Source organism: Aeromicrobium sp. Leaf291 (assembly GCF_001423365.1).
Taxonomy (GTDB): Bacteria; Actinomycetota; Actinomycetes; order Propionibacteriales; family Nocardioidaceae; genus Aeromicrobium.
In genome coordinates this window covers 1,871,350-1,894,470 of sequence record NZ_LMNM01000001.1, presented here as the reverse complement: position 1 = coordinate 1,894,470, position 23,121 = coordinate 1,871,350, and the positions used below count along the sequence as shown (strand labels likewise).

The window sequence follows — 23,121 nt, the reverse complement described above, 5'->3', positions numbered from 1 at the left end:
AGGCTCCCGCCGTGGCCACCACCTACCAGTGCTTCTTCTGCCGGGCGACGATCGACATCACCTCCGACGAGGCCATGGTCGTGAACGTGCACCGTCGGATCGACGAGGACGAGTGGGGTGACGACTGGTTCGTCGACAGCGCGAAGGACACCTTCCGCTTCTGCTCGCAGGCTCACCTGGCCCAGTACATGCAGCAGTACCCGCTGCCCCCGCCGAACATGGGCGTCGACGCCGACGACGACGAGTGGACCCTCGGCGACACCGTGGGGTGCGCCGTGGTCGTCCTGGTGCTGGTGGCTCTCCTCGCCGGGTCCGTCTACGGGCTGGTCACCCTGGTCTCCGACCTGCTCTGAGACCGCCGGACGAGTCGTCAGCGCTCGAGCCCGCGGCGCTTCCTGGCGATCTTCTCCTCGAGCTCCTCGACCCGCTGCTCTCGGTTGAGGTGGTGCATGAACCAGCCGAACCCGATGCCGAGGCTCGGGAAGACCGGCCAGAAGAAGAGCAGCTCGCCCGATCCCGCGCTCGTGGCCGCCCAGATCCCGGTGGTCAGCGCGGTGACACCGATCCAGCCGTTGCGGGAGTCGCGCGACTCACGCCGGACCTTCTCCTCCGCCTCGGTGCGGGCGGAGCGCGCCGTACCGGCGGGGCGTCGCTCAGCGACCAGGTCCGAGAGCAGGGGCACGACGTCCGCCACCACGAGCACCCCGAGGGCGCCCTCGACGCGACGTTCGTACTCCGCACGGTCGAGCCGGCCCTCGGCGTACGCGTCGCGCAGCACGCCGAGCACGACGTCGCGGTCGGCGTCGCTGGCGCGCAAGGTCGCGGCCGCCGGCGTGCTCGGGTCGGCGCTCAGCCGGTCCCACTCCCCTGTCATGGGCTCAGCGTGCCACGGCCCAGGAGCTGGGCGCCGGACGTCGTGGACCTGCTCAGCGACCGCGCGTGAGGGCGAGCGCGTCCTCGAGCGTGAACTGGCCGGTGTACAGGGCGGTGCCGGCGATCGCGCCCTCGACCCCGATGTCGACCAGACCCATGAGCGCCTCGACGTCGGCCAGCGTGGTCACGCCGCCGGACGCCACCACCGGGCGGTCGGTGCGCGAGCACACGTCGCGCAGGAGGTCGAGGTTCGGACCCTGCAGCATGCCGTCCTTGTTGACGTCGGTGACGACGTAGCGAGCGCAGCCCTCGCCGTCGAGCCGCTCGAGCGTCTCGTACAGGTCGCCACCGTCGCGGGTCCACCCGCGCGCGGCGAGGGTCGTGCCGCGGACGTCGAGCCCGATGGCCACCCGGTCGCCCCACTCGGCGATCGCTCGCGCGCACCACTCGGGGTGCTCGAGCGCGGCCGTGCCGATGTTCACGCGCCGGCACCCGGCGGCCATGGCGGCGGCGAGCGACTCGTCGTCGCGCATGCCGCCGGACATCTCGACGTCGATGTCGAGCGTGCCGACGATCCGGGCCAGCAGGTCACGGTTGTGGCCGTGCCCGAAGGCGGCGTCGAGGTCGACCAGGTGGATCCACTCCGCGCCGGCGGACTGCCAGCGCAGCGCCGCCTCGACGGGGTCGCCGAACCGCTTCTCCGAGCCGTCGACCCCCTGGACGAGCTGCACGGCCTGGCCGCCCTTGACGTCGACGGCGGGCAGCAGCTGCAGGTAGTCACTCACGGGGCCGATCGTATCGGCGGTCCTCGGCCTCGGGGATCGCGGCGTCGTAGGGTGTCGCCGTGCCGCTGCTGCTCCGCCTGCTGGGTCTGGGATCGGTCGCGCGCGCCGGGTCGCAGCTGCCCCCGGGCCTGCCGCGTGTCGTCTCGTCCGTGCTGCTCGTGGTGGCCAACCTCGTGCCCGTCTGGGGCGTGCTGCGCGGCGACCTCGGCGTCGGCGACGTGTTCGTCCTGTACTGGATCGAGAACGTGGCCGTCTGGCTCGTCACGATCGTCAAGATCGCCACGGCCCGGGCGAAGGACGACGCAGCGAGGCTGACCATGACCCTGAACGGCCGACGCGTGGAGCCGGACCCGCGCGTCATGGCGGGCTTCTTCGCCTTCCACTACGGCCTCTTCACCCTCGTGCACGGCGTGTTCGCCTTCGTGCTGGCCTTCGCGACCGGCGGGTTCACCGGCAGCGCGGGCTTCTGGGTCCTCTCGGTGCTGGTGCTGGTCTGGAGCCACGTGCTGTCGCTCGCGCTGCACTGGTTCGGCCGCGACGAGCGTGCGCGCGCCACCCCGTCGCGCACGATGCTGCTCCCCTACCCGCGGATGGTCGTGCTGCACCTGTCGGTGATCGGGGCGTTCTTCCTGCTGGGTGGTCCCGACGGCCGTCCCGCGGAGGCGATCGGACCCGTCGTCCTGCTCTGCGGCCTCAAGACGCTCGTCGACCTGGGCTTCCACCTGCGCGAGCACCGATCCTCGCCGCCGGCCGACCCCGTGGCGCTCGAGCCACGGTCGGGCCCGGGCCAGCGGTAGGCCTAGCACCCCACCAGCACCCGATTCGGTGCGACACCTACCTCCGACGGCCGGATTCGGTGCGACACCTACCTCTGACGGGTCAGAGGGTGGCGAGCCAGTTCTCGAGCAGGCGGCGGCCGGCGTCGCCGGACTTCTCGGGGTGGAACTGCGTGGCCCAGAGCGGACCGTTCTCGACGGCGGAGACGAAGCGGTCTCCCCCGTACTCGGTCCAGGTGACCTGCGGCGCGCGGAACGACGTGCCCTCGACGTCGAGCTCCCAGCGCCGCACGCCGTAGGAGTGCACGAAGTAGAACCGCTCCCCCTCGAGACCGGCGAACATCCGGGAGCCCTCGGGCGGCTCGACCGTGTCCCAGCCCATGTGCGGGACGATCGGCGCCTGGAGACGCTCCACGACGCCGGGCCACTCCCTGCACCCGGTCGTCCGGACACCGTGCTCGATGCCCTCGCCGAACAGGATCTGCATGCCCACGCAGATGCCCAGCACCGGCCGACCGGCGATGAGCCGGCGCTCGATGATCCGTTCGCCGTCGACCTCCAGCAGGCCGGCCATGCACGCCGCGAACGCGCCGACGCCCGGCACGAGCAGTCCGTCGGCGGTCTCGGCCACCGCAGGGTCCGACGTCAGCGTGACGTCCGCCCCCGCGCGCTCGACGGCGCGCACCGCCGACCGGAGGTTGCCCGATCCGTAGTCGAGGACCGCGACCGTGGGTCGCCCCGCGACCGGCGCCGTGCCCTCCGTCACTACAGCGCGCCCTTGGTCGACGGGATGCCCGTCTCCCGAGGGTCGGGCTCGATCGCCTCACGGAGCGCGCGGGCCAGCGCCTTGAACTGGCACTCGGCGATGTGGTGCGGGTCGCGGCCGGCGAGCAGCGTCATGTGAAGCGTCAGCCCCGCGTGGTGCGCGATCGACTCGAGCACGTGCGACGTGAGGGACCCGGAGTACTGGCCACCGATCACGACCGTGATCTGGCGCTCCGGCTCGCCCGCGTGCACGAAGTAGGGCCGCCCGGACACGTCGACCGTGCAGGTGGCGATCGCCTCGTCGAGGGGGATCGTGGCCGTGCCGTACCGACGGATGCCGGCCTTGTCGCCGAGCGCCTCGCGCAGCGCGTCGCCGATGGCGATCGCGGTGTCCTCGACGGTGTGGTGGGCGTCGATGTGCAGGTCGCCCTCGGTCTTGACGGTGAGGTCGACCAGCGAGTGCCGGGCGAGGGCGGTGAGCATGTGGTCGTAGAAGCCGACACCCGTCGAGATGTCGTGCTTGCCGGTGCCGTCGAGGTCGAGCTCGACGACGACGTGCGACTCCGAGGTCTTCCGCTCGATGCGTGCTGCTCTGCTGCTCACGAGGTGACCTCCTTCAAGGCCGTGAAGAACGCGTCCATCTCGGACGGCGTCCCGATGGAGACGCGCAGCCATCCTAGGGGGCCCGTCTCGCGGATCAGGACCCCGCGGTCCACCAGCGCCTGCCACGTGGCGTGCCGGTCGTCGAACGGACCGAACAGGATGAAGTTGGCGTCCGAGTCGGCCACCGTGAAGCCGTGCTCCCGGAGCCGGGCAGCCGTCGCGTCGCGCGTGGCGCGCAGGGCGTCGACCTGGGCCAGCAGCTCGTCGGTGTGGCGCAGCGCCGCCTCCGCCGTGGCCTGGGTGACCGACGACAGGTGGTACGGCAGCCGCACGATGCGCAGCGCGTCGACGACGTCGGCGTGCGCGGCCAGGTAGCCCAGACGCCCGCCGGCGAGCGCGAAGGCCTTGCTCATGGTGCGCGTGACGACGAGCCGAGGGAACTCCTCGAGCAGCTCGAGCGCCGACGGCGTGCCCTCGCGGCGGAACTCCGCGTAGGCCTCGTCGACCACGACGACACCGGGCGCGGCCTCGAGCACGGCCCGCGTGTGCGCAGGGTCCAGCGCGGTGCCGGTGGGGTTGTTGGGCGAGGTCAGGAACACGACGTCGGGCCGCTCGGCCTCGATGAGCGCGACCGCGGCCGTCGCGTCGATCCCGAAGTCCTCGCGGCGCTGCCCGGCCACCCACCTCGTGTGGGTGTTGCGCGCGTACTCGGGGTACATCGAGTACGTGGGGGCGAAGGAGAGCGCCGTGCGGCCGGGTCCGCCGAAGGCCTGGAGGATCTGCTGCATGACCTCGTTGGAGCCGTTGGCCGCCCACACCCGTGAGGCGTCGAGGTCCGCCGCCGGCACCTCCGCCGTGAGGTAGGCGGCGAGGGCCGTCCGCAGCGACCACGCCTCACGATCGGGGTACCGGTTGAGCCCGAGCGCGGCGGCACGCACCGACGCGGCGATGTCGTCGGCGGCGGCCTCGCTGGGCCCGTAGGGGTTCTCGTTGGTGTTGAGGCGCACGGGCACGTCGATCTGCGGCGCGCCGTACGGCTCCTCGTCCCGGAGCTCCTCGCGCACCGGGACCCAGTCGGGGACGCTCACTCGGCGCGCCCCGGCAGGGGTGCCGGGCCCTGGGCGGCAGACGATCCCGTACGGATCCCGACGGCGGCACCGTGCGACGGCAGGTCCTCGGCAGCCGCGAGCACCTCGACGTGGTGGCCGACCTCGCGCAGGGCCTGCTCGGTGTAGGTGACGACGTGCACGTTCTTGCAGAAGGCGCGCACCGACAGTCCCGACGAGTGGCAGGCGCAGCCCGCCGTGGGCAGCACGTGGTTCGACCCGGCGGCGTAGTCGCCGAGGGACACCGGCGTCCAGGCGCCGACGAAGATCGCACCGGCGTTGACGATGCGGGCGGCGACGGCCGCCGAGTCGGCGGTCTGGATCTCCAGGTGCTCGGCCGCGTACGCGTTCGCGACGTCGACCGCCTGGTCCAGGTCGTCGACGAGCACGATGGCGGACTGTCGTCCGGCCAACGACGTGGTGATGCGCTCCGCGTGCGTGGCGGTGGGCACCTGGCGCTCCAGCTCGGCGGTGACCGCGTCGGCGAGGGCGTCGCTGGGCGTCACGAGGACGCTCGCGGCCATCGGGTCGTGCTCGGACTGGCTGATCATGTCGGCCGCCACGAACGCGGGATCGGCCGTGTCGTCGGCGATCACGGCGATCTCGGTGGGCCCGGCCTCGGAGTCGATCGCCACGGTGCCCTGGAGGTAGCGCTTGGCCGCGGCCACGTAGATGTTGCCCGGACCGGTCACGAGGTCAACGGGCCGCACGGAGCCACCGGTGGCGACGCTGCCGTAGGCGAGCAGCGCGAGCGCCTGCGCTCCCCCGGCGGCGTACACCTCGTCGATGCCGAGCAGGGCGCACGCCGCGAGGATCGTGGGGTGCGGGAGGCCGCCGAACTCCGACTGCGGGGGCGACGTGAGCGCGATGGACCCGACGCCCGCGACCTGCGCCGGCACCGTGTTCATGACGACGGTGCTGACCAGCGGCGCGAGTCCGCCGGGCACGTAGAGGCCGACGCGCTGCATGGGCACGATCCGCCGCTCGACGGTCGCGCCCTCGGCCACGGTCGTGACGACGGTCTGCTCCAGCTCGGCCTCGCACGTCACGCGCAGCCGGGCGACGGACTCCTCCAGACCCGCCCGGATCGCCGGGTCGAGCTCCTCGAGAGCGGCGGCCAGGTGCTCCGGGGCCACCCGCAGCGACGCCGGGCGCACACCGTCGAAGCGTTCGCCGTACTCGAGGACGGCCTCCTCGCCGCGGGCTCGGACGTCCTCGCACAGGGGCGCCACCACCTCCAGCGCGTGCTCGACGTCCTGCTGCGCACGGGGCAGCTCGGCGGTCGGGTCGAGGCGGAGGTCGAGGCGTCTGATCACGCACCGATTCTAGGGACCACCCCTGCGCCTAGGATCGGGCCCCGTGACGCCACGCGACCTGCAGCAGCCCGTCGTGGCCGGCGTCGTGACCGCGATCGTCGGCTTCACGTCCTCGTTCGCCGTCGTGCTGGCGGGTCTGCGCGCCGTCGGCGCCTCGCCCGACGAGGCCGCGAGCGGGCTGTTCGCCCTCACCGTGGCGTTCGGACTGCTCATGTCGGGCCTCGCCCTGTGGACACGGCTGCCGGTCACGCTGGCCTGGTCGACCCCGGGTGCCGCCCTGCTGGTGAGCACCGGCCCCGTGGCCGGCGGATGGCCCGCCGCCGTGGGTGCGTTCGTGCTCACCGGCGTGCTCCTGGCCCTGACCGGCCTCGTGCCGTGGCTCGGCCGGCTGGCGGCTGCCATCCCCGTCCCGCTGGCCCAGGCGATGCTCGCCGGCGTGCTGCTCCAGCTCTGCCTCGCCCCCTTCACGGCGTTCGCGGCGTCGCCCTGGGCGGTCGGCCCGGTGATCGTCGTATGGCTGCTGGGCACCCGGTGGGCGACCCGGTGGGCCGTCCCGCTGGCCCTGCTCACGGCCCTCGTCGTCATCGCCGTCTCGCTCGTCGACAGGGGGACCACGCTGGAGGCCGCGTCGCTGCTCCCCCGGCTCGAGCCCACGGCACCCGTGCTCACGGTCGCGTCCGTCGTCGGCATCGCGCTCCCGCTGACCGTCGTGACCCTGGCGTCGCAGAACATCCCGGGCGTCGCGGTGATGCGCAGCTTCGGCTACACCGTCCCGTGGCGCGCCTCGATGGTGACGACCGGCGCGGGAACCGGGGTCGCTGCGGTCTTCGGCGGTCACGCGATCAACCTCGCCGCCATCTCGGCCGCGCTCGCCGCCGGTGAGCAGGCCGGTGACCGGTCCCGCCGGTGGGTGGCCGCGTTCGTCGCGGGGCTCACCGCGCTGGTCCTGGCGTTCACCTCGGGCGCCCTCGTGGCCGTCACCGAGAAGGCGCCGGCCGGCATCGTCGAGACGGTGGCCGGGCTCGCACTGCTGTCCACCTTCGCCGCGTCGATCGTCGCGGCCCTGCAGGACGCGCACGGGCGGACGAGCGCCGCGGTCACGTTCCTGGTCGCCGCCTCGGGGCTGCAGCTGCTCGGCGTCGGGGCCGCGTTCTGGGCGCTGGTCGTCGGCCTGCTGGTCCGGTCCACCATCGAGCGGCCACCGCACGAGGAGGAGCCCCGTGGCGAGACCGACGAAGCCTGAGGCCACGCCGGCCCTGGCCGCCGTGCGACGTGCCGGCGTGGAGCACCGCGTGCACCGCTACGAGCACGATCCGCGTGCCACCTCGTACGGGCTCGAGGCCGCCGAGGCCCTCGGCGTGGAGCCGGCGCGGATCTTCAAGACCCTCCTGGCGGACGTCGACGGCGAGCTGGCCGTGGGCGTCGTGCCCGTGACCGCCCAGCTCGACCTCAAGGCCCTTGCGGCGGCCCTCGGGCACAAGCGCGCCCAGATGGCCGACCCGCAGCGCGCCGAGAAGGCCACCGGCTACGTGCTGGGCGGCATCTCCCCGCTCGGCCAACGACGTCGGCTCCGCACGGCGATCGACGCGTCGGTGCTGGACTGGGACACCGTGCACGTGTCCGCGGGCCGACGGGGGCTCGAGGTCGAGCTGGCACCGACGGACCTGGTGCGGCTCACCGCAGCGACGCTGGGTCCGCTGGCACGCTGACGCGGGAACGACGCCCGGTGGCCCACGTGATGAGCAGCAGGCCGAGCAGACCGGCGATCGGCCACACGAGGAACGAGGCGAGGGCGTCGACCGCCGGCTGAGCCGGGATGAGGTCGCCGATCTGCGGGTCCGTCGTCGCCGCCGGGTCGCCCGGTCCCAGCCAGAGACCCACGCGCCACGTGACGACCGACGCCAGGAGGGTGCCGGCGACGACGATCGGTGCCAGGACCCAGCCGAGGCGACGCAGCACGAAGCCCACCACGACCGCCCACACCAGGCTCAGTGCGGCCCCGATCGCCACGAACAGCAGCTCGACGCCGACCTGCAGGCCGGAGGCCTCCTCGGTGAGGACGATCCCCTGCTCGGTGACGAGCCACTCCGGCGGACGGGAGAGCCCGATCCACAGCGCACCCGCGCCGACCGAGACCAGGAGCAGGACGAGGACCGCCAGCACGGCTCGCCCGATCGCGCCGCGGGCACCGTGGCCCCCGCTCACCCCAGACAATGTGGCCCCAGGAGCTCCTTGAGGTCGGCGATGAGCGACGAGGACGGCTTGACCCGCAGCCCGTCGTCGAGCCGCATGACCTTGGTGGTGCCGGTGCCGACGAGGCGCAGGTGCACCTCGGTCATGCCCGGGTGGTTGCCGAGCACCTGCTTGAACCTGCCGATCGTGTCGCTCGTGCACCGCGCCACCGGCAGGGTGACGACCACGGGGGCGTCGGACTGTCCGCCCGAGCCCATGGCCGGCAACGTCACCTCGAGCGCGTTCAGCTCGATGCTGTCGTCCTTGCGGCGCAGGCGACCCTTGACGACCACGACGGTGTCGGGCACCAGCACCGGCGCAGCGAGGTTGTAGGCGCCGGGGAAGACCATCACGTCGACGCTGCCGTCGAGGTCCTCGACGGTCACGAGGGCCCACGTGTCGCCCTTCTTGCTGAGCCGGCGCTGCACGGCCGTGATGAGACCGCACACGCGCACGGTGGTGCCGTCGGGTCGTTCGGCGTCGGCGATGAGGTCGCCGATCGAGCAGTCGCTGCTGGCCTTGAGCACGTGCTCCAGACCGGCGAGCGGGTGGTCGGAGACGTACAGACCCAGCATGTCGCGCTCGAACGCGAGCAGCTGGGTCTTCTCCCACTCAGGCATCTGCGGGACCGCGACCGTGACGCCGGTGAACGCGTCGTCCATGCCCCCGAACAGGGAGTCCTGGCCGATGGCGGCGTTGCGCTTGAGGTCGATGTACTGGTCGACGGCGTCCTCGGCGATGGTCGTCAACGCCCGCCGCCGGTGGCCGAGGGAGTCGAAGGCGCCGGCCTTGATGAGCGAGTCGAGCACGCGCTTGTTGCACACGTGGGTGGGGACCTTGTCGAGGAAGTCGGTGAAGTCGGTGTAGGGGCCGTTCTCCTCGCGACCGGCCACGATCCCGGCCACCACGTTCTCGCCGACGTTGCGGATCGCGCCGAGCCCGAATCGGATGTCCTCCCCGACGGAGGCGAAGTTGGAGACCGAGTCGTTGACGTCGGGCGGCAGGACCTGGATGCCGAGCCGTCGGCACTCGGCGAGGTAGATGGCCGACTTGTCCTTGTCGCCGCGGGTGCTGGTGAGCAGCGCCGCCATGTACTCGGCCGGGTAGTTGGCCTTGAGGTAGGCCGTCCAGTAGGAGATGACGCCGTAGGCGGCCGAGTGCGCCTTGTTGAAGGCGTAGTCGGAGAAGGGCAGCAGGATCTCCCACAGCGCCGTGATGGCCGGCTGGGAGTAGCCCCGCTCGAGCATGCCGGCCTGGAACCCGGCGTACTGCTTGTCGAGCTCCTCCTTCTTCTTCTTGCCCATGGCACGCCGCAGGTTGTCGGCCTGGCCGAGGCTGAAGCCCGCCAGCACCTGGGCGATCTCCATCACCTGCTCCTGGTAGACGATGAGGCCGTAGGTCTCCCCCAGGACGTCCTTGAGCGGCTCCTCCAGCTCGGGGTGGATGGGCTCGATGCTCTCGCGACCGTTCTTGCGCCGGGCGTACTTGTTGTGCGAGTCCGCACCCATCGGGCCGGGACGGTAGAGCGCGCCCACGGCCGAGATGTCCTCGAACTTGTCCGGACGCATGCTGCGCAGCAGGGCACGCATGGGACCACCGTCGAGCTGGAACACGCCGAGCGTGTCGCCCCGCGACAGCAGGTCGTAGGTGGCCGGGTCGTCGAAGGTCAGGTCCTCGAGCACGACCTCCTCGCCGCGGTTGGCCCTGATGTTGATGAGCGCGTCGTCGAGGACGGTGAGGTTGCGCAGCCCCAGGAAGTCCATCTTGACCAGCCCGAGCGCCTCGCACATCGGGTAGTCGAACTGCGTGATGATCGCGCCGTCCTGCTCGCGCCGCATGATCGGCACGATGTCGATGAGCGGCTCGCTGCTCATGATCACGCCGGCGGCGTGCACGCCCCAGTTGCGGATCTGGCCCTCGAGCCCGAGCGCCGTGTCGTAGATCTTGCGGACCTCGGCGTCGCTCTCGTGGAGGTCGCGGAACTCCTTGCCGTCGTTGTAGCGCTTGTGCTGGGGGTCGAACAGCTGCTTGAGGGGCACGCCCTTGCCCATGATGTCGGCCGGCAGCGCCTTGGTGATCCGCTCGCCCATGTTGAACGGGTAGTCGAGCACGCGGTTGGCGTCCTTGATGGCGGCCTTGGCCTTGAGCCGGCCGAAGGTGGCGATGTAGGCCACGCGGTCGTTGCCGTACTTGTCGCTGACGTAGCGGATGACCTCGCTGCGACGACGCTCGTCGAAGTCGATGTCGAAGTCGGGCATCGACGGACGCTCGGGGTTGAGGAACCGCTCGAAGATGAGGCCGTGCGTGAGGGGGCAGAGGTCGGTGATGCGCAGCGCGTACGCGGCGATCGAGCCGGCGCCCGAGCCACGGCCGGGACCGACGCGGATGCCGTTGTCCTTCGACCAGTTGATGAAGTCGGCGACCACGAGGTAGTAGCCGCAGTACCCCTTGGTCTTGATGACCTCGAGCTCCATCTCGACCCGGTCGCGCACGGCCTGGGTGAGGGCGTCGCCCGGGTAGCGGGACTCGATGCCGCGCCAGACCTCCTGGACGAACCAGCTCTCCTCGGTCTCGCCCGCCGGCACGTCGGCCCGGGCCATGTAGCCGCCGTTGGACTCGGTGAACTCCACGTCGCAGCGCTCGGCGATGAGGAGCGTGTTGTCGCACGCCTCCTTCATGTCGAAGCGGTCCTCCCACAGCTCGCGCATCTCGGCCGCGGACTTCACGTAGTAGCCGCCGCCGTCGAACTTGAGCCGCTTGGGATCGGCGACGGACTTGCCCGACGCGACGCAGATGAGCGCGTCGTGCGCGGCGGCGTCCTCGGGGTGCGTGTAGTGGCAGTCGTTGGTCGCGACGGGCGGCAGGCCCAGCTGCTTGCCCAGCCGCAGGAGGTCGTCGCGGACCTCCTTCTCGATGGGGATGCCGTGGTCCATCAGCTCGAGGAAGAAGTTGCCCTTGCCGAAGATGTCCTGGAAGTCGGCGGCGGCCTGGACCGCCTCGTCGTACTGACCGAGGCGGAGCCGCGTCTGCACCTCGCCCGACGGACACCCCGTGGTGGCGATGAGCCCCGTGCCGTAGCGCTGCAGGAGGTCGCGATCGGCGCGCGGCTTGTAGTAGTAGCCCTCCAGGCTGGACAGCGACGACAGCCGGAACAGGTTGTGCATGCCCTCCGTGGTGGAGGCGAGCATGGTCATGTGCGTGTAGGCGCCACCACCGGCGACGTCCTTGCCGCCCTCCTCCTCGTCACCGCTGACACCACGGCCCCACTTGACCTTGCGCCGCTCGCTGCGGTGGGTGCCCGGCGTCAGGTAGGCCTCGAGCCCGATGATCGGCTTGACGCCGTGCGACCGGGCCTTGGACCAGAAGTCGTAGGCGCCGTGCACGTTGCCGTGGTCGGTCATCGCGATGGCCGGCATCCCGAGCGACGCGGTGCGCTCGAACATGCCGTCGAGCAACGCGTGACCGTCGAGCATCGAGTACTCCGTGTGGTTGTGCAGGTGCACGAAGGACGAGTCGCTCGGCATCGGGTGATGCGCCTCCAGACATGGCGGACGGACGGCCCCGAGGGGCGGAGGAGGGGAAGGACCTCAGCCTACGTGACCCTCCCGACGCATCGGCCGAGGCACGCGGGCCGCCCGGGCCGCCGAGGCGGCCCGGGCACGATCAGTCCTTGGGGGCGGCGGGCTTGTCGAGGGCGAACAGGCCCACGTCGAGCACCGGTCCCTTCGGCGGGTCGTTCGGGGCGTCCGGTCCGTACGTCGACGACCACGAGTAGTCGTTGCGGGTGAGGGCCACGCCGCCCTTCCACGGGGTCACGTCGGGCGAGACCTGCAGCCCGTTGCGGGCGTCGGCCCCGAGCTTCCACCGACCGGTGATCTTCCCGCTCTTCGCGTCGATCGTCATGAGCTCGGTGCTCACCTCGTTCGACAACGTGACGAGCACCGAGCGCCCACCGTCGGTGAGCTGCAAGTCCTCCGTCAGGTAGGTGCCGCGGCGTGCCTTCTCCATCGAGGTCTCGATCGAGGAGGTGTCGACGGTCCAGAGCATCTCGTCGTCCTCGAGGGAGTACCGGACGATGCCGCCGTTCTGCGTCATCACCACCGACCCGTCCTCGAAGCCGACCGAGGCGTAGCCACCCACGACGGCGCTCGTCAGGTCGAGCTTCGTGAGGTCGGGCTCGCCGTACGCCCGCTCCTTCGTGCCGGTCTTGGCGACGACCTTGCCCGTGGCCGGGTCGAGCTTCACGAGGGAGTCCGACAGCTTCGACTCCGGGCCCGTGTAGGTGCCGAACGTCACGCCGACCCAGAGTCCGTTCCCGCTGAACGGGGAGACGGTGTTGTCGGCGTCGGGCTTCTTGCCGAACAGGGCGGACGCCTTGGCGGACCAGACCTTCTCGAACGTCGGGGCCCGGAAGGCCTGCACGGTCCAGTCACCACCCTTGGCGTCCTTCGCGGAGACGACGACGAGCGACGGGTCCTCCGGGGTGCGCTGCCAGTAGTACGGCGTGAGCCCGAGGTCGGCGACCTCCACGAGCCGGTCGCCGTCGACGCGGTTGATCGTGTCGTCCTCGGCGATCACGAAGTCGGTGCCGTCGTGAGTGACGATCCGCCCGACGGACTTCTTGGCCGCCGGCACGTCGACCTCGACCTGCTTGCCCTTGCCCGAGCCGACCCTCATCAGTCCCGTGCAGCGGTCGCCCTCGCGGTACGAGAGCAGGATCGAGGTGGCCTTGCGGTCGGGGTCGGACGCCGCGCACACCCGGGCCTCGGGGTCGTCGCCGAGGGTGCCTTTCCAGGTCTTCTTGCCCTTCGTGTCGTAGGCCTGCAGGCGGTTGCCCACGTAGGTGACGACCGCGGAGCCGGTGTAGACGGCGCCGACGGACGACGTGGCGTCGGGGTCGTCGGCCTCGATGGAGGCCAGCGGCTCGGCGTCGACGTCGATCGGGCCGGCGGTGGGCACGGGACGGTCCTGCGGTGCGACCTCCTCGCCGGGCTCGGGGAACGTGAAGACCCCGATGTCGAAGAGGTCGCCCTCCGGTGCCTCGAGCTCGCCGACGCCGTCGAAGGTCCGCTGCCAGGACTCGAAGTTGCGGGTGAGCACGAGCCCGTCCTCGTAGAGGGTCGCTCCGGGCTCCACCTGGAAGCCGTTCGCGTACTCCTCCGGCAGGGGCCACCGGCCGACGAGGGTCCCCTTGGCGGCGTCGACGGCGATGACCTCGGTGGTCGTGTCGTTGCTGACGGTGGCCACGAGGTACCCGTCGGCGGTGAGGCCCTGGGGCAGCACGGTCCGCAGCGGGAACCGCTCGTCGGACGCCTGCTCCAGCTGCGTCAGGTCGAGCTCCCACGTCTGCTTCTTCGTCTCCAGGGAGTAGCGCGACAGCCCACGGGCCTGGGCGAAGATCATCTCGCCCTTCTTCCCGACGGCGAGGGAGCGGTCGAACTGGTTGGCGGCGCTCGCGAGGTCGAACGTGCCCTCCTCCAGCGGCTTCTCCGGCGGCGAGGTGGGCGCCTCGGCGCTGCCGAGGGGCTTGCCGCTCGCAGGGTCGAGCTTGGTCATGTGGTACGTCGAGCCGATCTGCTGCATGGCCCAGGTCGGGTCCCCCGGCGAGAGCGAGACCACGCAGTCGGCCCCCTGGTCCGGGAAGGCGGTGGCGCCCGGGGTGGTCCAGACCGGCTCGAACGAGGGCAGCTCGTAGGCGTCGACGTTGCACTCGGGGTCACTCAGGCGCGACCCGACGAGCAGCGTCCCGTCGGCGGACGGGAAGAGGTCGAAGTAGGAGTCGTCCTTCAGCCGGGCGATGGGCTCGGGCTCCTTCGCGGTCGCGCGCCACACGACCCCGCGCATGTCGATGAGGTAGTCCTTGCCGTCGACGGTGAGGAGGTTCTCGAACGCTCCACCCGCCGGTTCGCCCTCGAAGGTCGCCCCCAGGTCCTGCTCGGCCATGTTCGAGAGGACCTTGCCGTCGGCCACGCGGACGGTCGCGACGGACGCGCAGTACGTGCCGTCGCCGTAGACCACCGTGAACCGCTTCACGGCCCGGTCCGGCTGGGACACGAAGCAGACCGAGCCGCCCTTGAGGTCGAGCTTCGCGGTCCAGAGCTGGTCGCCGGACTCCAGGTCGTAGCCGGAGATGTCGTCGACGGAGTAGCCGACCGCGGTGGACCCGCTGATGAACGCACCGGAGCGACGCTCGACGAGCGCGGTGTCGAGCGATCCGACCTGCTCCTCGAGGTCGTCGGCCGCGGCGAACAGCGCCTTCGCCTCGAGGGCGGGACCCGTGGCCGGCCCGGCCGCGGCGGGCGGCTTGTCGGGCAGCGGGAGCGAGGCCTTCTTCTCCTCGTCCTCACCGCCGGTGCACCCGGCCAGCAGCAGCGCGCTGCACGCCAGGCCCACCCACGTCCGTCGGACGGTCCAGCGGTATCCCCCGAGCCTCGTCATGCGTTCAGCCACTTCCTCGTGTCGTCGAACAGGTCGCGGGTGCGCCCGTCGAGCTTGCCCTCGAAGCCCTCCTGGCCGGGGTTGCCGTAGTAGTACTCGGCCTGGTCGAACACCGACGAGCGGCCACGCTCGGACTCGAGGTAGGCGAAGACGGCCGCGGCGGAGACGTAGTTGTTGTACCGGACCTCCTGGTTCTTGTCGTAGAACCCCTCGGCGCCCTTGGCGGCGATGTCGACGAACCGGCCGAAGTGTCCGCGGATCCGGCCGCCGTCCCGGCCCAGCAGCCCCGAAGTCCCGTTGTCGGCCCACGTGGCCAGCCCCTCGGCGGCCCAGGTGGCCTTGGCGCCGGGCGTGATCCACTGGTTCGCCAGCACGTGCACCGCCTCGTGGCAGGCCACGCCCTCGAAGTCGGAGCGGGTCAGCGACGACTGGTGCATGCCGACCCGGCCGGTGCCCTTGGGCAGTCCCTTCGCCGAGGTCGTCTTCTTCTGGCCCTTGGCGAGCTCCTCGGGGTCCAGGAACGGGTGGTAGTAGGCGTGGGCGTCCGCGTCGCCCACGGCCACGCCGCCCCACAGCTTCCCGTCGATCTTCGGCCAGGTGAGCGCGTAGAAGATCTTGTCGACGCCCTTCGGCCGTGGCATCAGGTCGAAGGCGCGCTTGGCGCCGGCCTCGATCGTGCCGGAGATGCGCTTGGCGGTGGCCGCGTCCTTCGAGCGGAAGGCGAGGTAGGTGTGCTTGGTCTCGATCGCGTCGATGTCGGCGACGTCCCAGAAGGACGGGTCGTAGCTCTCCTCCGGCTCGCCGATCCTCAGCAGCTCCAGCGGGGACTTCTCGTCCGCCTTGCGGAAGCTGGCCCGGTAGGTCTCGACCACCTGCTGGCCGTCGGCGCCGCGGACCTGGTGGGCGAAGACGAGGTCGCCGTCGTACTCGACGATGCCGCCGGCACCGTTGCGGGTGCGCCCGCCCGGCACGCCCACGTACCACTCGCCGTCGATGAAGCCGAGCCGGCCGAAGTTCTCGAAGCGCCGGCTCCAGCGCGCACGCACGTCGTCGAGGGAGTAGTCGTCCCCCTTGATCACCTGCAGGAGCTTCTCGACGTCGCCCGTGCCGAAGGCGGTGTTCAGCTGGTCGCGCAGCGCGGCGACGTCGTCCTGGGTGACCGCGTTCCCGGCGTTCGGGCGGTGGATCTTCGGGCCCTTCGTCGCCTCCGTGCCGGGCGAGGAGCCCCCGGAGGAGCACGACGCGACCAGGAGCCCCGCCGATCCGAGCAGGAGGGTCCGACGATCCAACGCGTTCATGCTTCTCCCCGACGTGGTGGTGACGTGCCGACCGATGGTAACCGCCGACGAACCCGGCCCGGGCCACATCGGCAGGATCCGCGCGACGTCGGCCGGACGCCCACCTCGGGGCGGGCTGCCCGTGCGAGCAGTGGCCGTCAGCGGGAGCCGGCGATGTTGTACTGGCGGATCGAGAGGGGGACGAAGACGGCGAGGATCAGCACCACCCAGATGAGCGTGTACAGCACCGGGTGCTGCATCGACCAGGCGTCGGGCACGGGCACCGAGGCGCTGGTGTTGCCGAACAGCTCGCGGCACGCCTGGGTGACGGCCGAGACCGGGTTCCACTCCACGAACGGCCGCAGGAAGGAGTTGAAGCTCTCCGTGGGCACGAACGCGTTGGAGACGAACGTCAGCGGCATGATGACGATGAACGAGGCGTTGTTGATGACCTCGACGCTGGGCACCAGCAGGCCGATGTAGCCCATGATCCAGCTGACGGCGTAGGCGAACAGCAGCAGCAGGAGGAAGCCCGCGAGCATGTCGAGGACACCCTCGCGCGCCCGCCAGCCCACCAGCAGCCCGGTGAGCGCCATGATGATCAGCGAGAGGACGTTGTAGATGATGTCCGACGTCGTCCGCCCCACCAGCACCGCCGAGCTGGACATGGGCAGCGAGCGGAAGCGGTCGATGATGCCCTTCTGCATGTCCTCGGCCAGGCCGGCCCCGGTGAAGGTGGCACCGAACACCACGGTCTGGGCGAAGATGCCGCCGATGAGGAACTCGCGGTAGTTGAGGCCCTCCCCCGCGTCGATGGCGTTGCCGAAGACGAAGGCGAACAGCAGCACGAACATGATGGGCGAGATCAGGACGAAGACCAGGATCTCGGGGACTCGCTTGATCTTGATGACGTTGCGCTTGGCGACGACCCAGCCGTCGCTCGCGACCCGGGCGGCGCTCATGCGGATGCCTCTTCCTGCTCGTCGGTCTCGGTGGCGGACTCGCGCTCGGCGGCGTGCCCGGTCAGGCTGAGGAACACGTCGTCGAGCGTCGGCCGCCGCAGCCCGATGTCGACCACGGCGACGTGCTCGTCCTGCAGGCCCTGCAGGACCACCGCCAGCTGCCGGGCGCCGTCGGTGACGGGTGCGGCCACCCCGCGGCCGTTGGCGTCGACCTGGACGTCGCCGATGGCGACGCCGGCCAGGATCCTGGCGGCGGTGTCACGGTGGGCGGGGTCGGCGACCACGATCTCGACACGCTCGCCGCCGGTACGGGACTTGAGCTCGTCGGCGGTGCCCCTCGCGATGGCGCGACCGGAGTCGATCACCACGATGTCGTCGGCCAGCAGGTCGGCCTCCTCCAGGTACTGCGTGGTCAGCAGCAGGGTGGCGCCGGAGTCGACCAGCTCCTGGATGACGCCCCACATCTGCTGGCGGGCCCGCACGTCGAGCCCGGTGGTGGGCTCGTCGAGGATGAGCACCGGCGGCGCGGCGACGAGGGCGCCCGCGAGGTCGAGCCGACGTCGCATGCCGCCGGAGTAGGTCTTGGAGGGCCGGTCCCCCGCCTCCGCGAGGTCGAAGCGCTCGAGCAGCTCACGTGCCCGGGTCCGCGACGCGGAGCGCCCGAGTCCGTAGAGCCGGCCGATCATGTCGAGGTTCTCGAAGCCGGTGAGGTACTCGTCGACCGCGGCGTACTGCCCCGAGAGCCCGATGCGGGCCTTGACCCCGTCGGGGTCCTTCGCGACGTCGATGCCCGCGACCTCGGCCGTGCCGCCGTCGGCCTTCAGCAGGGTGGCGAGGATGCGGACCGCCGTGGTCTTGCCGGCACCGTTCGGCCCGAGGAGGCCGAGGACGGTGCCCTCCGGCACCGCGAGGTCGAGCCCCGAGAGCGCCTCGACCCCCTTGTAGCGCTTGACGAGACCGGTCGCCCGGATCATGTCGGCCATGAGCACACCTTCCTGGTGGTCCTCCGAACTGGAAGACCGCTGGGACGATCATGCCGTGAGCCACGGACAGAACGCATCAGCCGAAGGTCGCGGATCGCGGAGCACCTGGCCCCACGGACCGGTCAGCCCTGCGAGGGCGGTGGGCGGAAGCCCGCCGTGCGCGCCGCCTCGGCGTCCTTGAACCATACGTCCGCGGTCACGCGGGCGTGCGCCGGCGACCCGGGGAGGTAGTAGGTCAGGGAGTCGACGTTCGCCTTCACCTCGTAGCCGGGGCCGGGCGACCCACCCCCGGGTCCGGGCAGGGCCGAGCCGCGGAAGGGGCCCACCGAGCCCGGGGCGGGACGTTCCGGCTCCTGAGCCGGCTGGGCGGCCTGGGCGGCCGGCCGCGGCCGGACCGGGTCCGACGAGCCGTACCGCGTCTCGGGACCGGGGACGGTCCAGCGGTCGGCCGACGTGGTCGACCCCGTCCCGGTGCCGGGAGCGGCGCGCCGGCGCGAGCCGAGCAGCCAGCCCAGCGCGACGCCGAGAGCGGCGGCGAGCACCAGCCACACGACGATCTCGCCTGCGGTGTACACGGACATCAGCGTTCCTCCACTCGGAAGTCGACCCGACGGTACAGCGCCGACCAGGGGTCGATGCCTCGATCGTCGCCCGAGCCGATCGCGGTGGAGACGAGGCGACCGGCCGGGACGCCACGCGCCACGAGGTAGGCACGCACCACGGCCGCCCGGTCGGCGGCGAGCGAGTCACCCCGCTCGGGGTCGGCGGGCCCGGCGTGACCGAGCACGTCGAGCGAGACGTCCGTGCGGGCCATCACCGCGGCGACGCGGTCCAGGTCGGCGCGACCTCGTGGGCCGAGCACGTCGCTCCCGATCCCGAAGGTGATCCGTGTGCCCTCGAGGACCTGGGCCTGCCGCCGACCGAGACGCGTGGCCCCGGCCGTGAGCGAGACCCGCACGTCGTCGACCGCCTGCTGCTCCTCCAGGGCGGCCGCGACCCGGGCCCGCGTCGTCGGGGCCGCCGTCGTCCCCTCGACCTCGAGCACGCCGTCGCGGATCGTCAGTCGCAGGTCGTCGACCTGGGCGGTGTCGTCGAGCACCGCACCGAGCGCCGGCCACCAGCGCGGCCTCGCGAGCGTGGTGTCCACGGCCAGGTCGACCGCCACCGGCACTCCGCGCACCCTGGCCACCCGCCGACCGATCTCGTCGGCCAGGGCCTTGCTGGGGACCGCGCTGGAGAACGCCACCCCGGTGGGCGACACCTCGAGGGCGAGGTCGATGTCCTCCGCGGTCGACGTCGGCCGCGGCGACGTGCCCACGTCGATCGGACGCACCTCCACCGAGCGCACCCCTGGCACGTCCTCGACGGCGTCGACGGTCCGCTGCACCACCGCGTCCGACGCCGACCACGGGTCGATGCGGACCTCGCGACCCGTGACCTCGACGCCGACCTGGTCGGGAGCCGTCGACCGCACGGCCTGCTCGACCTGGGGCGTGAGCGCCCGGCCGACGTCGCGGGTGCCGACGACCGCACCGCTCACCACCACGACGACCAGCGCGCCGGCCACCGCCCACGTCGCCATCGTGCGTGTCCCGGGGTCCACCCCGTCAGTCCTGTCGATAGCTGCTGAGGAAGTTCCCGAGTCGCTGGATCGCGTCGCTGAGGTCCGCGGCCCAGGGCAGCGTGACGATGCGCAGGTGGTCGGGCTCGGGCCAGTTGAACCCGGTGCCCTGCGTGAGCAGGATCTTCTCGGCCAGCAGCAGGTCGAGGACGAGCTGCTGGTCGTCCTTGATGGGGTGCACCTCGGGGTCGAGCCTCGGGAACACGTAGAGCGCACCCTTGGGCCGCACGACGGAGACGCCGGGGATCTTCTCCAGCTCCGCGACGGCCGTGTCGCGCTGCTCGACCAGGCGCCCACCGGGGAGCACCAGGTCCTTGATGCTCTGGTAGCCGCCGAGCGCCACCTGGATCGCGTTCTGCGCAGGCACGTTCGGGCACAGCCGCATCGACGCCAGGAGGGTGATGCCCTCGAGGTAGTCGCGAGCGCCCTCCAGCGGCCCGGTGACCACGAGCCACGCCGCCCGGTAGCCGCACACCCGGTACGCCTTCGACAGGCCGTTGAAGGTGAGGGTGAGCACGTCGGGGGCGATCCCGGCCAGGGAGTGGTGCTGGGCGTCGTCGTAGAGGATCTTGTCGTAGATCTCGTCGGCCATGAGGACCAGGCCGTGCCGGCGGGCGAGGTCGGCGATGCCCGCGAGCGTCTCCCGCGAGTAGACCGCACCCGTCGGGTTGTTGGGGTTGATGACGACGATCACCTTCGTGCGGTCGGTGATCTTGGACTCGAGGTCCTCGAGGTCGGGGTTCCACTCGTTCTGCTCGTCGCAGCGGTAGTGGACCGGCGTCCCTCCGGCCAGGTTCGTGACCGCGGTCCACAACGGGTAGTCGGGGATCGGGATGAGGACCTCGTCGCCGTTGTCCAGCAGCGCCTGCAACGCCATCTGGATGAGCTCGGAGACCCCGTTGCCGATCCACACGTCGTCGATGTCGATCGCCGGGAAGTCGTCGACGAGCTGGTAGTGGTGCACGACCGCCCGACGAGCGGACTGGATGCCGCGGGAGTCGGAGTAGCCGGCCGAGCCGGGCAGGGCGGCGATGACGTCCTGGAGGATCTCGGCGGGTGCGTCGAAGCCGAAGGGCTGGGGGTTGCCGATGTTCAGCTTGAGGATGCGGTGGCCCTCGGCCTCGAGGGCGGCGGCACGGGCACTGACGGGTCCGCGGATGTCGTAGAGGACATCCCTCAGCTTCTCGGACTGGCGCACGCGCTGGCTGGACATGCGCTCATCTTCCCAGACCGGTCGGGCTCCCCGGCCACGACGTGGCTCAGGCGCGGCGACCGAGGCCGTCGACGACCTCGACCCCCGGCACACGGGCCAGGACCGAGCCGTCCAGGAGCAGCTTGGACGCCCGGACACCCGAACCCATGACGAGCACCGGCTGCGCGACGACGGCGGCGTCGACGAGCACCCGCCAGCCGTCCGGCAGGCCGAAAGGGGTGATGCCTCCGTGCTCCATCCCGGTGCGCTCGACCGCGTCCTCGTGGGGCAGGAACGACGCCTTGCGCACGTCGAGCACGCGCTTGACCACGCCGTTCACGTCGGCGCGGGTGGACGCCAGGACGACGCACGCGGCGACCCGCTCCTGCCCGTCACGACGTCCGCCCACCACCACGCAGTTCGCGAGCGCCTCCGGCGGCACGCCGTACGCCTCCTGGTTGGCGGCGGTGTCCGACAGCGCGGGATCGATCGCCACCACGCCGACCTCGCGGTCGAGACCGGCCGCGGCCAGGGCGGCCACCACCGACGGGCCGGCCAGGTCGGGTTCGTCGGCCAGCGGCCTCGCCTCGAGGGCTCCCGCGAGCCAGTACCTCATCGGCGGCGCTCGTCAGTCAGCACTGCGGACGACGTCGAGGGCCTGCGCGAGGTCCGCGGGGTAGGGGCTCTCGAAGTCGACGCGCTCCCCCGTCGTGGGGTGGACGAATCCGAGGTGCTTGGCGTGCAGCCACTGGCGGTCCAGGCCGACCCGGGCGGCGAGCGTCGGATCGGCGCCGTACTGCAGGTCACCGACGCACGGGTGGTGCAGCGCGCTCATGTGCACGCGGATCTGGTGGGTGCGACCGGTCTCGAGCTTGATCGTCAGGAGCGAGGCGAAGCGGTGCGCCTCGAGCGTGTCGTAGTGGGTGATGCTCGGACGGCCGTCCGCGCGCACCGTGAACTTGAAGTCGTGCCGGGGGTGACGCGCGATGGGGGCGTCGATGGTGCCGGTGTGCGGGTCGGGGTGGCCCTGCACGAGCGCGTGGTAGGTCTTCTCGACGGTCCGGTCGCGGAACGCCTGCTTGAGCACCGTGTAGGCCCGCTCGGACTTGGCGATCGTCATGAGCCCGCTCGTGCCGACGTCGAGCCGCTGCACGATGCCCTGCCGCTCCGGTGCGCCCGACGTCGAGATCCGCACGCCCGCACCCGCGAGGTGCCCGACCACGGTCGGGCCCTCCCAGCCGACGCTGGGGTGTGCAGCCACGCCGACCGGCTTGTCGACGACGACGATGTCGTCGTCCTGGAAGACGATGCTCATGCCCTCCACGACCTCGGCCACGACGGTGGCGGTGCGCGGAGCCGGGATGGTGGCCTCGAGCATGGCGCCGGGCTCGACGCGCTCGGACTTCTGGGGCACCTGGCCGTCGAGGAGCACGAGCCCGTCGGCCACGAGCTCGCTCGCCCGGGTGCGCGAGAGACCCAGCAGACGCGCGAGCGCCGTGTCGACGCGCTCACCTGCGAGGCCCTCGGGCACGGAGATCACGCGGTGCTGGCTGGGGTGCTGGCCGTGGTCGGTGTCGCTCACGCGCGCTCCTTCGGGTCGGTGCGTGCGCCGTCGAGGCCGACGCCCTGCCAGGTGCGCACGACGACGAGGACCGCGGCGACGGTGAGGTAGATGTCGGCCACGTTGCCCACGAAGAACCCGCCGTAGTCGATGAAGTCGACCACGTGGCCACGGAAGGGGCCGGGCTCGCGGAGGATGCGGTCGGTGAGGTTGCCGAGCGCACCGGCCAGCAGCAGCACGAGGCCCACGGTCCAGACCCGGTCGCGGAGGCGGGCGGCCATGCGCACCACCACGACGCACACCACGACCGACACGATGCTGAGGACGACCGTCATGGACGCGCCCATGCCGAAGGCGGCACCGGGGTTGCGCAGGAAGGTCAGCTCGAGGACGTCGGGCAGGAGCCGGATCGGCTCGTCTCGGTCGGCCAGCCGCTCGACGGCCAGGACCTTGGTGACCTGGTCGACGACCCAGGCGACCGCCACGGCGGCGAGGAACAGCGGGAGGACCCGGCGGCGGGTCGCGGGCACGGCGCTGGAGGGCTTGGGCGTCGCGTCGGAGGACTCGGGGACCGCGTCGGAGGATTCAGGCATGTCGTGGGTCATCGTCCCACGTGCCACCACACGAGCCG

Annotated in this window: 22 protein-coding genes; 4 read left to right on the top strand and 18 right to left on the bottom strand. The window is 71.6% G+C overall.

Annotated elements, in window-relative coordinates; genetic code table 11:
• Positions 1-11: 11 nt before the first annotated feature.
• On the top strand, positions 12-353 hold the full coding sequence (locus ASF35_RS09390; protein WP_055965814.1) for a hypothetical protein: 342 nt from the start codon (positions 12-14) through the stop codon (positions 351-353).
• Positions 354-370: 17 nt separating this feature from the next.
• Here the strand turns inward: ASF35_RS09390 and ASF35_RS09385 are convergent, their stop codons facing one another.
• Complete coding sequence (locus ASF35_RS09385) at positions 371-874, bottom strand: DUF1707 domain-containing protein (protein ID WP_055965812.1); 504 nt, start codon at positions 872-874, stop codon at positions 371-373.
• A 52-nt stretch (positions 875-926) separates the two neighbouring features.
• Complete coding sequence (gene priA / locus ASF35_RS09380) at positions 927-1,658, bottom strand: bifunctional 1-(5-phosphoribosyl)-5-((5-phosphoribosylamino)methylideneamino)imidazole-4-carboxamide isomerase/phosphoribosylanthranilate isomerase PriA (RefSeq protein WP_055965809.1); 732 nt, start codon at positions 1,656-1,658, stop codon at positions 927-929.
• Positions 1,659-1,717: 59 nt separating this feature from the next.
• On the opposite strand from priA, the gene ASF35_RS09375 reads away from it, so the two are divergent.
• Complete coding sequence (locus ASF35_RS09375; RefSeq protein ID WP_055965807.1) at positions 1,718-2,455, top strand: DUF6498-containing protein; 738 nt, start codon at positions 1,718-1,720, stop codon at positions 2,453-2,455.
• An 82-nt stretch (positions 2,456-2,537) separates the two neighbouring features.
• Here ASF35_RS09375 and hisH read toward each other — a convergent pair whose 3' ends face one another.
• From hisH to hisD, 4 genes are read right to left on the bottom strand one after another with little or no spacing between them, the layout of a single operon-like run.
• On the bottom strand, positions 2,538-3,200 hold the full coding sequence (gene hisH, locus ASF35_RS09370; protein WP_055965805.1) for an imidazole glycerol phosphate synthase subunit HisH: 663 nt from the start codon (positions 3,198-3,200) through the stop codon (positions 2,538-2,540).
• The gene (hisB, locus tag ASF35_RS09365; RefSeq protein ID WP_055965803.1) at positions 3,200-3,802 is read right to left on the bottom strand and encodes an imidazoleglycerol-phosphate dehydratase HisB; all 603 of its coding nucleotides are present in this window, start codon (positions 3,800-3,802) and stop codon (positions 3,200-3,202) included. The genes hisH and hisB overlap by 1 nt, the downstream gene beginning before the upstream one ends.
• Positions 3,799-4,890, bottom strand: a complete 1,092-nt coding sequence (locus tag ASF35_RS09360; RefSeq protein ID WP_055965801.1) for a histidinol-phosphate transaminase — start codon at positions 4,888-4,890, stop codon at positions 3,799-3,801. The genes hisB and ASF35_RS09360 overlap by 4 nt, the downstream gene beginning before the upstream one ends.
• Positions 4,887-6,224, bottom strand: coding sequence for a histidinol dehydrogenase (hisD, locus tag ASF35_RS09355; protein ID WP_055965799.1), 1,338 nt, complete (start codon positions 6,222-6,224; stop codon positions 4,887-4,889). The genes ASF35_RS09360 and hisD overlap by 4 nt, the downstream gene beginning before the upstream one ends.
• 43 nt (positions 6,225-6,267) lie before the next feature.
• Here hisD and ASF35_RS09350 point away from each other — a divergent pair, with 43 nt between their 5' ends.
• Together ASF35_RS09350 and ybaK are read left to right on the top strand one after the other, a co-directional pair.
• Positions 6,268-7,467 carry a benzoate/H(+) symporter BenE family transporter gene (locus tag ASF35_RS09350; RefSeq protein ID WP_082495416.1) on the top strand — a complete coding sequence of 400 codons (1,200 nt, stop codon included), beginning with the start codon at positions 6,268-6,270 and terminating at the stop codon, positions 7,465-7,467.
• The gene (gene ybaK, locus ASF35_RS09345; RefSeq protein ID WP_055965795.1) at positions 7,445-7,933 is read left to right on the top strand and encodes a Cys-tRNA(Pro) deacylase; all 489 of its coding nucleotides are present in this window, start codon (positions 7,445-7,447) and stop codon (positions 7,931-7,933) included. Before ASF35_RS09350 ends, ybaK begins: the two co-directional genes overlap by 23 nt.
• Here ybaK and ASF35_RS09340 read toward each other — a convergent pair.
• From ASF35_RS09340 to lspA, 12 genes are all read right to left on the bottom strand, one after another.
• Positions 7,899-8,429 (bottom strand): hypothetical protein, encoded by a 531-nt coding sequence (locus tag ASF35_RS09340; protein ID WP_055965794.1) that lies wholly within the window; start codon positions 8,427-8,429, stop codon positions 7,899-7,901. The two genes, ybaK and ASF35_RS09340, sit on opposite strands and share 35 nt — an antisense overlap.
• Positions 8,426-11,980, bottom strand: coding sequence for a DNA polymerase III subunit alpha (dnaE, locus tag ASF35_RS09335; RefSeq protein WP_055965792.1), 3,555 nt, complete (start codon positions 11,978-11,980; stop codon positions 8,426-8,428). Before dnaE ends, ASF35_RS09340 begins: the two co-directional genes overlap by 4 nt.
• 139 nt (positions 11,981-12,119) lie before the next feature.
• Entirely contained in the window at positions 12,120-14,894 is a 2,775-nt protein-coding gene (locus ASF35_RS09330) for a YncE family protein (protein WP_055965790.1), read from the bottom strand.
• Positions 14,891-16,192, bottom strand: coding sequence for a hypothetical protein (locus ASF35_RS09325; protein WP_055965788.1), 1,302 nt, complete (start codon positions 16,190-16,192; stop codon positions 14,891-14,893). The genes ASF35_RS09330 and ASF35_RS09325 overlap by 4 nt, the downstream gene beginning before the upstream one ends.
• 137 nt (positions 16,193-16,329) lie before the next feature.
• Positions 16,330-17,133, bottom strand: coding sequence for an ABC transporter permease (locus tag ASF35_RS09320; RefSeq protein ID WP_055965787.1), 804 nt, complete (start codon positions 17,131-17,133; stop codon positions 16,330-16,332).
• Positions 17,130-18,116, bottom strand: a complete 987-nt coding sequence (locus tag ASF35_RS09315) for an ATP-binding cassette domain-containing protein (protein ID WP_055966499.1) — start codon at positions 18,114-18,116, stop codon at positions 17,130-17,132. The genes ASF35_RS09320 and ASF35_RS09315 overlap by 4 nt, the downstream gene beginning before the upstream one ends.
• 122 nt (positions 18,117-18,238) lie before the next feature.
• Positions 18,239-18,697 carry a hypothetical protein gene (locus tag ASF35_RS09310; RefSeq protein WP_055965786.1) on the bottom strand — a complete coding sequence of 153 codons (459 nt, stop codon included), beginning with the start codon at positions 18,695-18,697 and terminating at the stop codon, positions 18,239-18,241.
• Positions 18,697-19,698, bottom strand: coding sequence for an OmpA family protein (locus tag ASF35_RS09305; RefSeq protein WP_156367993.1), 1,002 nt, complete (start codon positions 19,696-19,698; stop codon positions 18,697-18,699). Before ASF35_RS09305 ends, ASF35_RS09310 begins: the two co-directional genes overlap by 1 nt.
• A gap of 25 nt (positions 19,699-19,723) precedes the next feature.
• Complete coding sequence (locus tag ASF35_RS09300) at positions 19,724-20,950, bottom strand: pyridoxal phosphate-dependent aminotransferase (protein ID WP_055965783.1); 1,227 nt, start codon at positions 20,948-20,950, stop codon at positions 19,724-19,726.
• A 46-nt stretch (positions 20,951-20,996) separates the two neighbouring features.
• A complete protein-coding gene (locus ASF35_RS09295; RefSeq protein ID WP_055965781.1) occupies positions 20,997-21,545 on the bottom strand; it encodes a YbaK/EbsC family protein in 549 nt (182 codons plus the stop codon).
• Between the two features lie 12 nt (positions 21,546-21,557).
• A complete protein-coding gene (locus tag ASF35_RS09290; RefSeq protein WP_055965779.1) occupies positions 21,558-22,511 on the bottom strand; it encodes an RluA family pseudouridine synthase in 954 nt (317 codons plus the stop codon).
• Entirely contained in the window at positions 22,508-23,083 is a 576-nt protein-coding gene (lspA, locus tag ASF35_RS09285; protein WP_055966494.1) for a signal peptidase II, read from the bottom strand. Before lspA ends, ASF35_RS09290 begins: the two co-directional genes overlap by 4 nt.
• Between the last annotated feature and the right edge of the window lie 38 nt (positions 23,084-23,121).

What these genes read in the sequence shown, in the direction of transcription:
- ASF35_RS09385 (WP_055965812.1), bottom strand. Translation starts at nt 874, where the DNA reads ATGACAGGGGAGTGGGACCGGCTGAGCGCCGACCCGAGCACGCCGGCG.
- dnaE (WP_055965792.1), bottom strand. Translation starts at nt 11,980, where the DNA reads ATGCCGAGCGACTCGTCCTTCGTGCACCTGCACAACCACACGGAGTAC.
- ASF35_RS09330 (WP_055965790.1), bottom strand. Translation starts at nt 14,894, where the DNA reads ATGACGAGGCTCGGGGGATACCGCTGGACCGTCCGACGGACGTGGGTG.
- ASF35_RS09325 (WP_055965788.1), bottom strand. Translation starts at nt 16,192, where the DNA reads ATGAACGCGTTGGATCGTCGGACCCTCCTGCTCGGATCGGCGGGGCTC.
- ASF35_RS09320 (WP_055965787.1), bottom strand. Translation starts at nt 17,133, where the DNA reads ATGAGCGCCGCCCGGGTCGCGAGCGACGGCTGGGTCGTCGCCAAGCGC.
- ASF35_RS09315 (WP_055966499.1), bottom strand. Translation starts at nt 18,116, where the DNA reads ATGGCCGACATGATCCGGGCGACCGGTCTCGTCAAGCGCTACAAGGGG.
- ASF35_RS09310 (WP_055965786.1), bottom strand. Translation starts at nt 18,697, where the DNA reads ATGTCCGTGTACACCGCAGGCGAGATCGTCGTGTGGCTGGTGCTCGCC.
- ASF35_RS09305 (WP_156367993.1), bottom strand. Translation starts at nt 19,698, where the DNA reads ATGGCGACGTGGGCGGTGGCCGGCGCGCTGGTCGTCGTGGTGGTGAGC.
- ASF35_RS09300 (WP_055965783.1), bottom strand. Translation starts at nt 20,950, where the DNA reads ATGTCCAGCCAGCGCGTGCGCCAGTCCGAGAAGCTGAGGGATGTCCTC.
- ASF35_RS09295 (WP_055965781.1), bottom strand. Translation starts at nt 21,545, where the DNA reads ATGAGGTACTGGCTCGCGGGAGCCCTCGAGGCGAGGCCGCTGGCCGAC.
- lspA (WP_055966494.1), bottom strand. Translation starts at nt 23,083, where the DNA reads ATGCCTGAATCCTCCGACGCGGTCCCCGAGTCCTCCGACGCGACGCCC.